11 protein-coding genes are annotated in these 12,994 nt (G+C 33.9%); 3 read left to right on the top strand and 8 right to left on the bottom strand.

The window, feature by feature from the left end; genetic code table 11:
• Positions 1-19 precede the first annotated feature (19 nt).
• Positions 20-3,229: a TonB-dependent receptor gene (locus HM986_RS03780; protein WP_179333735.1), complete on the top strand. Its 3,210-nt coding sequence runs from the start codon at positions 20-22 to the stop codon at positions 3,227-3,229.
• A gap of 86 nt (positions 3,230-3,315) precedes the next feature.
• Here the strand turns inward: HM986_RS03780 and gldD are convergent, their stop codons facing one another.
• From gldD to mutY, 4 genes are all read right to left on the bottom strand, one after another.
• Positions 3,316-3,885, bottom strand: coding sequence for a gliding motility lipoprotein GldD (gene gldD, locus HM986_RS03775; protein WP_179333734.1), 570 nt, complete (start codon positions 3,883-3,885; stop codon positions 3,316-3,318).
• Positions 3,886-3,972: 87 nt separating this feature from the next.
• Complete coding sequence (locus HM986_RS03770) at positions 3,973-5,292, bottom strand: gliding motility-associated protein GldE (protein WP_179333733.1); 1,320 nt, start codon at positions 5,290-5,292, stop codon at positions 3,973-3,975.
• Between the two features lie 20 nt (positions 5,293-5,312).
• A complete protein-coding gene (locus HM986_RS03765; protein ID WP_179333732.1) occupies positions 5,313-5,768 on the bottom strand; it encodes a single-stranded DNA-binding protein in 456 nt (151 codons plus the stop codon).
• Between the two features lie 88 nt (positions 5,769-5,856).
• The gene (gene mutY, locus HM986_RS03760; RefSeq protein WP_179333731.1) at positions 5,857-6,900 is read right to left on the bottom strand and encodes an A/G-specific adenine glycosylase; all 1,044 of its coding nucleotides are present in this window, start codon (positions 6,898-6,900) and stop codon (positions 5,857-5,859) included.
• 134 nt (positions 6,901-7,034) lie between these two features.
• Between mutY and HM986_RS03755 the strand changes: the two genes are divergently transcribed.
• Positions 7,035-7,325 (top strand): HU family DNA-binding protein, encoded by a 291-nt coding sequence (locus HM986_RS03755; protein ID WP_008270198.1) that lies wholly within the window; start codon positions 7,035-7,037, stop codon positions 7,323-7,325.
• Between the two features lie 324 nt (positions 7,326-7,649).
• Positions 7,650-9,188, top strand: a complete 1,539-nt coding sequence (locus tag HM986_RS03750) for an Rne/Rng family ribonuclease (protein ID WP_179333730.1) — start codon at positions 7,650-7,652, stop codon at positions 9,186-9,188.
• A 387-nt stretch (positions 9,189-9,575) separates the two neighbouring features.
• On the opposite strand, the gene HM986_RS03745 is transcribed toward HM986_RS03750, so the two are convergent.
• The 4 genes from HM986_RS03745 to HM986_RS03730 form a co-directional block, all read right to left on the bottom strand.
• Positions 9,576-10,283, bottom strand: coding sequence for a Bax inhibitor-1/YccA family protein (locus HM986_RS03745; protein ID WP_179333729.1), 708 nt, complete (start codon positions 10,281-10,283; stop codon positions 9,576-9,578).
• A 112-nt stretch (positions 10,284-10,395) separates the two neighbouring features.
• Entirely contained in the window at positions 10,396-11,091 is a 696-nt protein-coding gene (locus tag HM986_RS03740) for a zinc metallopeptidase (protein WP_179334384.1), read from the bottom strand.
• A 114-nt stretch (positions 11,092-11,205) separates the two neighbouring features.
• Positions 11,206-12,306 (bottom strand): alanine dehydrogenase, encoded by a 1,101-nt coding sequence (gene ald, locus HM986_RS03735; RefSeq protein ID WP_179333728.1) that lies wholly within the window; start codon positions 12,304-12,306, stop codon positions 11,206-11,208.
• Positions 12,307-12,564: 258 nt separating this feature from the next.
• Positions 12,565-12,993 (bottom strand): hypothetical protein, encoded by a 429-nt coding sequence (locus HM986_RS03730; protein WP_179333727.1) that lies wholly within the window; start codon positions 12,991-12,993, stop codon positions 12,565-12,567.
• Position 12,994: the final 1 nt, after the last annotated feature.

Raw genomic sequence — 12,994 nt, 5'->3', positions numbered from 1 at the left:
CTAATTAATTGAAATTTTTATGAGAAAATTTAAACAATTTTTATTAGCAACTGTATTGACACTGTTCTCTACGGCTGCTTTTGCTCAGGGTGTTACAACGGCAGCCATTAATGGGCAAGTAACAGAGGCAAATGGAAGTCCTTTGCCTGGTGCTAGTATTGTAGCGGTTCATACTCCTTCTGGAACAACATATGGTGTTGCTACAGATTATGATGGCTACTACAGAATATCTAATATGAGAACAGGTGGGCCTTACACTATTACAATTTCTTATGTTGGATTTGAAGAGTTTAAGAATGAGTCTTATTATTTAGACCTTGGTGAAACAAAAAGAATTAGTATTTCTCTTTCTGAAGATGCAAATACTTTAGAAGAAGTTGTTGTTACCGGTCAAAGTAACAGTATTTTTGATTCGGGTAAAACAGGTGCTGAAACTAAAGTGTCTCAAAGACAAGTTAACACATTACCTTCTATTTCAAGAAATATTGCAGACTTTGCAAGATTAACTCCTCAAGCAAAAATTACAGGAGATGATGTAATTTCAATTGCTGGTCAAAACAACAGGTATAATGCTATTTATATTGATGGTGCAGTAAATAATGATGTTTTTGGACTTGCTGGAAACGGAACCAATGGAGGTCAAACAGGTGTAAGCCCAATTTCTTTGGATGCTATTGAATCTTTTCAGGTTAACGTTGCTCCCTTTGATGTAAGACAATCTGGTTTTGCTGGTGGTAGTATTAATGCTATTACTAAATCTGGTACAAATACATTTACTGGATCTGCATATACATTTTTAAGAAATCAAGATTTGGCTGGTAAAACTCCAATAGATTTAGCTGGTGATGATGGCAGAGAAAAGTTAGATGAGTTTTCTTCAAATACTTACGGTGTAAGATTAGGAGGGCCAATCATTGAAAATAAATTGTTCTTCTTTGTTAATTACGAAAGAGAGGATCAAGAAACTCCACAGCCATTTAATATTTCTAATTATAGAGGTGATGCTACAGCAGCAGATTTAAATACGTTATCAGATTTTTTATCTTCAAATTATGGATATGATGCTGGTGGATATTCTAATAACACATCTTCTCTTGTTAGTGATAAGTTAATTGCTAAAGTAGATTGGAATATTAATGAAAATAATACATTATCATTAAAGCATAGTTATGTTAAGGCTGTTCAGTTAAATGCAAGTGCATCTAACTCAGGAAGCATTAATTTCTTTAATAACGCAATTAATTTTGAATCTATAACAAACTCTACAGCTTTAGAGTTAAATACTAAAATTGGAAATAAATTTTCTAACAATTTAGTAGTAGGGTTTACAACAGTAGATGATGATAGAGGTTATGAAGGTAACCCATTTCCTTCAGTTTCAATTACTGATGCTGCAGGGTCTTCTATTAACTTTGGTACTGAAGCATTTTCAACTTCGAACTTATTAGAACAACGTGTTTTAACATTAACTGATAATTTTGAAATTTATTCAGGTAAGCATACGGTTACTATCGGAACAAATAATGAGTTTTCATCTTCAAAAAATGTATTCTTTAGACAAAATTTCGGTGACTACAGATTTGATGATTTAGCAGCGTTTTATGCTGGTACACCTAACAGATACCGTCATGGATATTCTTTACTAGGTGGAAGTGGTGATGATTCTGAAGGCGCTGCAGAGTTTGATTTATTCCAATTTGGACTTTATATTCAAGATGAAGTAAACTTTACAGATAACTTTAAATTAACAGCGGGTGTTAGAGTTGATATTCCGTATTGGGAAGATGGTTTAGGAAACGATGATTTTAATACACGTTCAGTGGCACTTTTAGAAAGCGCTGGTAAAGATTTACATGGAGCAAGAGTTGGTCAAGGTATTGATGCTAACGTTCATGTGTCTCCTAGAATTGGATTTAACTGGGATGTAAAAGGTGAGAAATCTACACAAATACGTGGTGGTCTTGGTATCTTTACTTCGAGAGTGCCGTTAGTATGGCCAGGTGGAACATACAATAATAACGGTGTTACTGCAGGGTATATTCAATTAACAGGTTCAAGTGCACCTAATTTTAACCCAAATCCTAATACACAATTCCAAGATCCTGCTCAAGGTAGTGGTTCTATAGGAGGACAAGTAGATTTATTTGCTAAAGATTTTATGTTGCCACAAGTATTTAAGACTAACATTGCTGTTGATCAAAAATTACCAGGTGGATTCACATTCTCAGCAGACTTTATTTGGAATGATAATATTACAGCGGTAACATATGAAAACATCAATATAGCTGGACCTCAGTTTATGACAACTGGTGCAGGTTCTAGACCAAATTATGGTTTTCAAAAAGTAGATGATACTTATAGCGATATCTATTTAGCGACTAATACTGGTGCAGGTAGCTCATATAATGTTAGTGGAACATTATCAAAAAGTATTATCACAGATAAAATAGATATTAGAACAGCTCTTACGTATTCTTATGGTGATTCTGATGGTCTTTTAGATGCTACAAGCTCGCAAAATAGTTCACAGTGGAGAAATCTTGAAACTGTAAATGGTTCTAACCGACCAGACTTATCGACATCAGATTATTCTGCAGGACACCGTGTCTTAGCAAACTCTACTATAGAGTTTAAGTGGACGGATAAAATTAAGACTAGAATTGGTCTGTATTACGAAGGAGCTGAAGGTAGTCCTTTAAGTTACGTGTACGGTGGAAATGGAGGTGGCTTATTGTCTGATACAGGATCATTTTCTGCTTTAGCTTATATACCTAATAGCCAGGCTGACGCACTTTTAATTGATAACGGAGATGTATCTGCGGAAGCACAATGGGCAGCTTTAGATGCTTATATAGACAGTAGTGATTATTTGAGTTCACGAAGAGGTCAGTTTGCTGAAAGAAATGCTGATCGTACAGATTGGACGCATATCGTTGATTTAAAATTCGCACAAGAATTTGGTATCGCTTTTGGTAAAAAAGTACACAGATTTGAAATCACTGCAGATATTTTTAACTTCACTAATCTTTTAAATAAAGAATGGGGTGTAAGAACATTTGCAAACTTTGATCAAGTTCAGTTATTAGACTTTGAAGGATTTGCTTCAGATGGTACAACACCTCAGTTTACATTTGACGAAAGAGCAGGTGAGACAAAGAATATTGTTGATGATTCTGGTTTACAATCTTCAAGATGGCAAATGCAAGTTGGTTTAAGATATACATTCTAAAAACAGCTTAGACGATAGTCAATAAATATTAAAAGCCTTTCTAATTATTTAGAAAGGCTTTTTTTATGTTTAGGCTTGTTGCAAAACTACTCTTTCCAACGTACGGTTTCCATAATATGCTTTATATCCTTTTTCAAGTATTCTGAAGCAGGATAAATAGAATCGTAATTAGGTTTTGCATAGAAATATAAAGAGCCACTTAAAAAGTGATGTATACTATCTGTTATATAAAATTGAGATTGAGATGCAGCGTTGCCTCCTATTTCATAGAGCATTCCGTAAACGTTATGCTCTTTAATTTCAAATGGGCGTTGAGAGATTTCATCTGCCTTGATGGTGTGCTTTTGTGTCAGGTTTTGAGCATCTCTAAGTAAACTATCAATGTTACCATTTTTTACTTCTTTATAAGTGAGATAAATGGTGGCTTTTAAAGGTGAGTATTTAATATTAACTCCATTAGTTTCTCCTGATGATTTTACCGTTTTAATGGGGTCTGCTAATTTGTTCTTTTCAAAAGAAAAAGGTAAGGGGAGAATAGCATTTTCATAAATAGCGTTGGGATATTCGAGCCTTAAATAACCCTTAGGTTTAGGTAAGGTGTCATCTCCGCAGCCTAACATTAATGCACTTAAAAGGGGTAAAACGATTCGTTTCATGTGTTTTGGTTTATGGTCTTATAATGCGCATATAGTGTTGGGTATTTAGCAATCTTTAGAATAATGATACCGTTTAATGCGCTTAGATTACACTTGTGCATCTAATAAAGTGAGTTTTATTTGTTTAATCCGTTTTCGCTCTAATGCCTCTACTGTAAAAACGTAATTTTTAAAATTTATTTTACTTCCTATTCTCGGGAATCCACCTGAAATCTCCAAAACAAAGCCAGCGAGCGTTTCTGCATCTCCTTTTTTGGCTTCAAAATGCTCTGCATCGTCTTCAATTCCGACTATTTTGTAAACGTCTTTTAAAGGTGTTTTACCTTCAAAACTATAATTGTTATTATTTAGTTTGGTGTAAATTAAATCATCATCATCATATTCATCACTAATATCTCCAACAATTTCCTCAATGATATCTTCTAAAGAAACTAACCCAGATGTGCCTCCATATTCATCTACAACGACAGCGAGATGCACTTTTTTGGTTTGAAACTCTACCATTAGATCATCTAATTTCTTGTTTTCGGGTACAAAGAAGGGTTCACGTAAAATAGTAGTCCAATCAAATGTCTTTTTATTCAAGTGAGGTAATAAATCCTTTACATAAAGGACTCCCTTTATAGTGTCAATGCTTTCTTCATATACCGGAATTCTAGAGTAACCGTTATCTATAATTTGAGCAATAATAGTGTCGTAAGGAGTGTTTATACTTAGTGCAAACAAGTCCATTCTTGGGCGCATTACCTGTTTGGTATCTGTATTCCCAAAAGACACAATACCTTTTAATAGTTTCTGTTCTTCTTTAGTCGTGTCTTTATCATTGGTTAGTTCTAATGCTTGCGATAACTGATCGACACTAAGATTAGAGCGTTGTTTACCAAATTTATTGTGAATCTGAATCGTTACATAGCGCATTGGTAAGCTTAAGGGTGAGAAAATCACATCCAAAACGCGTAAAGGTCTTGCCATAAATGAGGAGAATTTTACGCTATTTCTACTCGCGTAAATTTTAGGGATAATTTCTCCAAATAGTAAAATTAAAAACGTTGCAGAAATTACTTCAACCAAAAATCGAAAAAGGGTATGAGTGATGCTATTAAACAATGTTTCTCCAACATAAGCAAACAACAAAACAACTGCTATATTTATAAAGTTATTAGCAACTAATATGGTGGCTAATAATTTTTTTGGCCGCTCTAAAAGAGTAGCAATAATTAACATAGCCGGTGACTTGTTTTCTAAGCCCTCGTCTAAGTTGGTTTTAGTTAGAGAAAAGACAGCAACTTCAGCTCCAGAAATTAAAGCTGAACAGGTCAGTAAGATTATAATTATGATAATACTCGTAATAAAAGAAGCATTAGCGATTAATAAGGATGAAATTAAAACCGTGGGTTCTGGGTCCAAAATTACGTTAGATTATATGGTTAAAATGGTAAATCATCATTCTCTTCAGGATCCGAACTCGTCGGTGCAGAGGGTTGTGATTGCGAAGTCGCACTAGGTGTATTAGTTTTTTTTGTCTGTTGTGATGGTTGTTGATCCGTCTTTGGTGTTAAAAAGGTAAATTCATCACATTGAATTTCTGTAGAATAACGCTCCATGCCTTTGTCATCGGTCCATTTTCTAGTTTTGATACGGCCTTCAATATACACTTTATCTCCTTTGGTAAGATATTTTTCGCAAATCTCAGCGGCTTTATTTCTAACTACAATATTATGCCATTCCGTATTAGATACACGTTCATTAGTTTGCTTGCTGACGTAAGTTTCGCTAGTTGCTAACGGAAAGCGACCGACACAGTTTTTGTCATCGAAATAATGCATTTTTACTTCGTCTCCTAAGTTTCCAATCAACATTACTTTATTTAAAGTTCCAGACATAATAATTAATTTTTAATAAGTTGTAAAGTTACTCAATTGCGTAACCACTACTTTAAAAGTAGTAAAAAAATGTGATTTCTTTAGGGTTCTAAAAGCTGAAATTGTCTATAAATTCACTTATCAGTACTGGAGAAGGATAATTTGTAAGCGTTTTAATTAAAATCGCCTCTTTCGGAAGTGACGCTACATCAATAATCCAGAATTTTGTATGCAAGTGCTGATGCGATAATTTATGGATAATATCTACTTCATTATATAAGGAGTAGTCTAAAGTTTCAGGCTTTAGAATATCATGGTTTTTAAAATTTAAAAGATGAAACTCTTCTGCAGTTAAGCTTTTTTCAGATTCTATTAAAGGAAATTGATAAAGATGTTGCCAAATGCCTTTGTTAGTTCGTTTTTCAAAAAGTGTCTTTTTATGAGGGTCCATAAACACTAAAAAATTAAAGTATTTAACGGTGACTTTAGTTTTCTTCAATTTTACAGGAAGTACATCAACCATTTCATTTTGGAGGGCAACGCAACTATCTTGAAAAGGGCAAACAGTACAATCTGGATTTTTTGGTTTACATTGCATAGCACCAAATTCCATTATCGCTTGGTTATAAGTGGCTGGTTGCTTAGGGTCAATTAAGGTTGAAGCTAAAGATTTAAATTCTTTTATACCTAACGTTGAGTTTATAGGAGTTTCAATACCTAAATACCTTGATAATACGCGGTATACATTGCCATCGACGACAGCTTCGACTTCATTGAAAGCAATGGAAGCAATGGCACTCGCAGTATAATCACCAACTCCTTTTAATTTTAATATGTCTTTATAATTATTTGGAAATTCACCATTTAACGCATTAACAATATGTTTTGCTGTAAAATGAAGATTTCGAGCTCTAGAATAATAACCTAAGCCCTGCCATAATTTTAAAATTGACGTTTCAGAGGCATTAGCGAGGTCAAAAATTGTTGGATATTGAGTAACAAATGCGTCATAATATGGTAATCCTTGCTTAACTTGGGTTTGTTGTAAAATTATTTCGGATAGCCAAATGTAGTAAGGATTGCTGGTTTCTCTCCATGGTAATTCTCTCTTTTTACTTGAGTACCAGTTGATTAATTTATGATTAAAATCCATTTAGTTTTTTTAATGAAAAGCAAAATTAGATGTTTATTGTGTTAAATTTTAATTAATTACGTTTGAACTATTGAAATTAAATTACCTATATTTGCATCCCTTAGAATTTATAGTAACCCTAAAACTAGTAAAAAATGACAAAAGCTGATTTAGTAGCGAAAATATCTGATAAATTAGGTATCGAAAAAGGTGATGTCCAAGCGACAGTTGAAACCTTTATGGAAGAAGTAAAAACATCTTTAGAGAGCGGAGATAACGTATATTTAAGAGGTTTCGGAAGTTTCATTATTAAAACAAGAGCTGAAAAAACAGGTCGTAATATTTCAAAGAATACTACAATAAAAATTCCTGCACACAACATTCCTGCATTTAAGCCTGCTAAAGTATTTTTAGAAGGAGTTAAATCTAATGTTGAGGTTAACTAAGAAAGCATTTAAACAAAATATTAATTTAAAAAGCATTATTTATTATGCCAAGTGGTAAAAAAAGAAAAAGACACAAGGTAGCGACGCACAAGCGTAAGAAACGTAGACGCGCTAATCGTCACAAGAAAAAATAAATTGTTAAAAGTAGTTTTATAACTACTTTTTTCAGTTTTAGAAAAACGTTCTTTGATATAGAATTTGCGGCATTTAATAGAGTGTTGCCAAATTTGTTGGTGTTCCCGATGTTTAAAATCGGGAGACCTGTGTCAAATAATTTAGTGAAATCCATCTATCTCAATGAAGAGCTAGATATAAATTAACATCATGAACAAGGAATTAATCGTAAGATCGAGTTCAGATATTGTTGATTTTGCCTTATTAAAAGATGGAAAACTTATTGAATTACACAAAGACGAGGAGGATAATAACTTTGCGGTTGGTGATATTTTTATTGCCAAAATACGCAAAGTCATGCCTGGTTTAAACGCTGCATTTGTTAATGTCGGCTATGAGAAAGATGGTTTTTTACACTATCATGATCTAGGACCACAAATGCCTTCGCTTTTAAAATTCATTAAACGTGTAAGCACAGGAAAATTAAAGGATTATAGCCTTAAAGACTTTCCTATGGAAAAAGATTTGGATAAAAATGGCAGCATTGCAAATGCCATAAAATCTAATCAATCCATTTTAGTACAAGTAGTAAAGGAACCAATCTCTACAAAGGGACCACGCATTAGTTCAGAATTGTCTATTGCTGGAAGATACATAGTCTTGGTGCCTTTTTCTAACCGTATTTCAATTTCTCAAAAAATTGAATCTCAAGAAGAAAAAGACCGCCTAAAAAGACTCGTTAAAAGTATCACACCTAAAGGTTTTGGTGTTATTATACGTACTGTAGCTGAAGGCAAGAAAGTTGCCGAGCTCGATAGTGATTTACAAAATTTGCTGGATCGATGGACAGCAATGTGTAAGAAATTGTACAAAGCACATCACCCAACGAAAGTATTGGGAGAAATGAACAAAGCATCCTCTATTTTGAGAGATATTTTTAATGATTCATTCTCTGGTATTGTTGTAGATGATGAAGAAATGTACGTACAAGTAAAAGATTATGTGCAACAAATTGCACCGAACAAGGAATCCATAGTGAAGTATCATAAAAATGGACCTATATTCGAAAAATTTGGTATTGAACGCCAAATAAAAACATCATTTGGTCGTACCGTCTCTATGTCAAGAGGTGCTTATTTGGTTATTGAACATACCGAAGCGCTTCATGTTGTAGACGTAAACAGTGGTAATCGCTCTAATAAAGAGAAGAACCAGGAGGATACGGCTTTAGAAGTGAACATGATTTCTGCTCAAGAAATTGCTAGACAATTGCGTTTACGTGATATGGGAGGCATTATCGTTATCGATTTTATCGATATGGGAAAAGCGGAAAACAGAAAAAAGCTTTATAATTATCTTAGAGATGAGATGAAAGATGATAAAGCAAAGCATAAAATATTGCCGCCGAGTAAGTTTGGATTAGTGCAAATAACCAGACAGCGCGTTAGGCCAGAACGCAATATTAAAACGAAAGAAGAGAATCCTAATGTATTAGGCGATGAAATCGAAGCACCAATTAAAGTGGTGGAACGCATTAATCAAGACCTACAAAGGATTTTGAAAAAAGACTATAAAAAGGTGACTCTTAATACACATCCTTTTATAGCAGCCTTTTTAACCAAAGGGTTTCCATCAGTGCGTTCAAAGTGGTTTATTGAACATAAAAAATGGGTGAAAATTTTACCTAGAGATGCTTACACTTATCTTGAATATCATTTTTATGATAAAAATGGTGACAAAATTGAATAATATCTATTAGAAAAGCCCAGCTGAAAACTTCAGTCGGGCTTTTTACTTTTATAGTAAATTTATATCTATTTGTAACGTCTTTTAGTATTCCAAACTAGTGAACTCGCGTTACCAAATTTTAACGTTTTTGTTCCTACTTTACTCTCTGTTACTGTTCTGTTACTTGTCTTCATGATTTTTATATTTAATGTATTGTGCTTTTTTAAGCGGGTGCAAATTTACGCCACTTATAAGCTTTAGAAAACAACAGGTTTAATATGATTCTATGTTATATTATCTTTAATTTGTTTCTATTGATAAAATTAGAGATAAAATAAAATACTTAAAAGAAAAGCCCAACTAAAGTTTTTAGTTGGGCTTGCTTATTATCGATAGTCTAAGTTAAAATTAATCTCTAGACATAAATATTCTAAGGATATACCAAAATAATAACATTAATGACGCAAATAAACCTAGTGCTGCAGGAATATAATCTTCCACTCCATAAGTTTTTACCAAATTAGAGGTTTGATATAAAATAGATCCGCCCGCTAGCAAACACATCCCAACAGAAAACCATAATCCTAAATCAAAACCGAACAAGGTCCCTGCAATTATTAGCCCAATTGCGATAAAAAAACCAATTGTTAAGCCTGTTTTTAAAAACGAAAAATCAGTTTTTGTCATTAATACAGCGGCAGATAACCCTGTAAATAGTGCTAATGTGACTATGGAAGCTTGATAAAGAATGTCTGAACCAGAAGGACCCATAAGTTCTGTTACTATATATAGCATGGGAACAAAAATTAGGGCTTCGAAAAATATGTAAATGCCATAAGCCAAATATTGCATGTTTTTGTCCGTAGTTTTCATAGCCATGCCTTCTGCATAATTTGTAGCGAACATAAAACCTCCAAGTAGCAGTAACCATTTATAACCTTGCGTCATAGAGAGCATAAAACTGACGACCATTTCACTTTGGAGTAAAAGGTATTCAAACAAAATAAAGACTAATACTCCGCCTGCAACATGTGAATATGTTTTCTTGTAAAAAGCAACACGATCAACTTCTGAAAGGCTGCTAATCATAATTTTTTCTTGGAATTGATGGTCCATGGTAGATTTAAGGATTGGTTAGTTTAACTAATGTATGTAATTTCAATAGTAATTCAAATAAAAAAAGCCCCGATTAATCAGAGCTTTAATTGTATCTATATGTTTTACCTTATTAATCTCTACCACCAAACACTTGTAGTGCCCAATATAATAAAGAGGCTAGTGCACCAATTGCAGCGACTAAATACGTTCTAGCTGCCCATTTCAGTGCGTCTTCAGAACCTTTGTATTCGTCTGGTGTAAGCATGTTTTTATTTTTTAACCAAGCTAAAGCTCTGTTACTTGCGTCGTATTCTACAGGTAAGGTAATAAAGCTAAATAGTGTTGCAAAGCCCATAAAAACTAGACCGGCAACGGCAACCCAATATCCTAAGCCAACACCTGCAGCAGCACCTAAAATTAAACCACCAATGACCAACCATTGCGACATTCCAGAGGTCACACTAACGATTGGCACTAATGCAGAACGCATACCTAAAGCACTATATGCTTGTGCATGTTGCACGGCATGGCCACATTCGTGAGCAGCAACAGCAGCCGAAGCAGCGTTTCTTTGATTATAAACAGACTCACTTAAGTTAACTGTTTTATTTTTTGGATTGTAATGATCTGTTAATTGTCCTGGTGTAGAAATAACCTCTACATCAGTAATACCATTATCTGCCAACATTTTTTCTGCAATTTCTCTACCAGATAAACCATTGCGCAATTGTACTTTAGAGTATTTAGCAAATTTGCGTTTAAGTTGATTACTCACTAACCAGCTCACTAAAGCAATAGCACCAATTAGTATGTAATATCCTATCATTCCACTCATAATTTGAAATTTTTAATTCATGTAAATTTAATAAATGAATTGCAAATAATGAGCCAAATTTTAGTTAAGAAGTTTTGTCAGGACTTTATGTGACAGTCGCAGACCTTACATTGCATCAACCGACCAATTAAAGGCTTCAGCGATTTCTTCATAAACGATTTTACCCTTAACGATATTGAGGCCTTTAGCTAAAGTTTCGTCATTTTTACATGCCGTTTCCCATCCTTGGTTTGCTAAACGTAGCACATAAGGTAATGTGACATTAGTTAGAGCTAAAGTCGATGTGTAAGGTACAGCACCCGGCATATTTGCCACACAATAATGTACTACGTCATCAATAATAAATGTTGGGTCCTCGTGTGTTGTTGCTCTTGTAGTCTCTATACAACCACCTTGATCTACCGCTACATCAACCAAAACAGTTCCTGGTCTCATATCTTTTAGCATATCTCTAGTGATTAACTTAGGAGCTTTCGCACCTCTTACTAAGACTCCACCAATAATTAAATCATGGTCTTTAATGCGTCTTCTAATATTATATTCACTTGAAAATTCAGTGACCACATGGCTAGGCATAACGTCGTTAACGTAACGTAATTGTTTCATGTTAATATCCATAATAGTAACATGGGCTCCTAAGCCAGCCGCCATTTTAGCCGCTTGGATACCTACAATACCAGCTCCTAAAACTAAAACACGCCCCGGAGGTACACCTGGAACTCCACCTAATAATACGCCACGACCTTTAATAGGTTTTTCTAAATATTTAGCACCTTGTTGAATGGCCATTCTTCCGGCAACCTCAGACATTGGCGTTAGTAATGGAAGCGAGCCATCTTTATCTTCAACCGTTTCGTATGCAATACAAACGGCTTCGCTTTTTAACATGGCTTTTGTTAAGGGTTCGCTAGACGCAAAATGAAAATAGGTAAAGACCACATGATGCGATTGTATTAAAGGATATTCTTCAGCAATAGGTTCCTTTACTTTTACAATCATGTCACTAGACGTATAAACGTCTGTTATCGTTTCTAACACTATGGCACCAGCATTGATATAATCTAAATCCGAAAATCCGCTACCAAAACCAGCATCTTTCTGAACATATACAGTGTGTTTGTTTTTTGTAAGTTCAAAAACGCCAGAAGGTGTCATACCAACTCTGTTTTCATTGTTTTTGATTTCCTTTGGAACTCCGATTTTCATTTTTTAATGATTTAAAAGATTTATAGCTTTTGAAAATTAGCATTAATACATGTGTCGTTCCAAATTTGAATGTCAATTTGAAATCATTTTTACGGAATTACTATTTTGAAGCTTTTAATTTATAAACTCTTAAAAATCGAGTTGACTTTGAGTTCAATATGATATTGTATTAATGCGAGAAAGTTTTAGTGAAGTGGTGTTATGATTATTGAAGCTAGAAACAAACTTATAAATAAAAATAGGGATTAAGCTGAAGCATTAGTAGTCATACAGTCTTAAAGATACTTTAGAAACAGTCTCATTACTAAACTCTATATATAGATGTTCTACTTGGTCGCTATTAAATTGTGGTGCTAAGCCAAGTTCGTATAATACGATGTCTTTTGTTATAGTCAAACTTGGTGGGCCTAAATATTTTATAACATTAGGTTTTGATTTGTTTAATAAAACTCGAGAATCAATAAGATCATCTACAATTTTATGACGCGTCATGGGTTGTGTTTGCCACTGCTCTTTGGTAAAACGTTCTTCAAAAAAGAAATGTATAGAGGTGCTAATTATAAATGCAGAAAAAAGTATTAAGCCAATTTGATTGATCTGATTATTACGAAAATCAAAATAATCCTTTAAATGTTTTGGCTTCTTTTTTGATGTTGGTTTTTCTAATGACTGTTTATCAGAACTCATA

This window comes from Winogradskyella costae (genome assembly GCF_013403865.1).
Classification (GTDB): Bacteria; Bacteroidota; Bacteroidia; order Flavobacteriales; family Flavobacteriaceae; genus Winogradskyella; species Winogradskyella costae.
This window is presented reverse-complemented; position numbering and strand designations above follow the sequence as displayed.

Excerpts from the sequence above, each read along its gene's own strand:
- HM986_RS03780 (WP_179333735.1), top strand. The coding sequence starts at position 20 with ATGAGAAAATTTAAACAATTTTTATTAGCAACTGTATTGACACTGTTC.
- gldD (WP_179333734.1), bottom strand. The coding sequence starts at position 3,885 with ATGAAACGAATCGTTTTACCCCTTTTAAGTGCATTAATGTTAGGCTGC.
- HM986_RS03765 (WP_179333732.1), bottom strand. The coding sequence starts at position 5,768 with ATGTCTGGAACTTTAAATAAAGTAATGTTGATTGGAAACTTAGGAGAC.
- mutY (WP_179333731.1), bottom strand. The coding sequence starts at position 6,900 with ATGGATTTTAATCATAAATTAATCAACTGGTACTCAAGTAAAAAGAGA.
- HM986_RS03755 (WP_008270198.1), top strand. The coding sequence starts at position 7,035 with ATGACAAAAGCTGATTTAGTAGCGAAAATATCTGATAAATTAGGTATC.
- HM986_RS03750 (WP_179333730.1), top strand. The coding sequence starts at position 7,650 with ATGAACAAGGAATTAATCGTAAGATCGAGTTCAGATATTGTTGATTTT.
- HM986_RS03745 (WP_179333729.1), bottom strand. The coding sequence starts at position 10,283 with ATGGACCATCAATTCCAAGAAAAAATTATGATTAGCAGCCTTTCAGAA.
- HM986_RS03740 (WP_179334384.1), bottom strand. The coding sequence starts at position 11,091 with ATGATAGGATATTACATACTAATTGGTGCTATTGCTTTAGTGAGCTGG.
- ald (WP_179333728.1), bottom strand. The coding sequence starts at position 12,306 with ATGAAAATCGGAGTTCCAAAGGAAATCAAAAACAATGAAAACAGAGTT.
- HM986_RS03730 (WP_179333727.1), bottom strand. The coding sequence starts at position 12,993 with ATGAGTTCTGATAAACAGTCATTAGAAAAACCAACATCAAAAAAGAAG.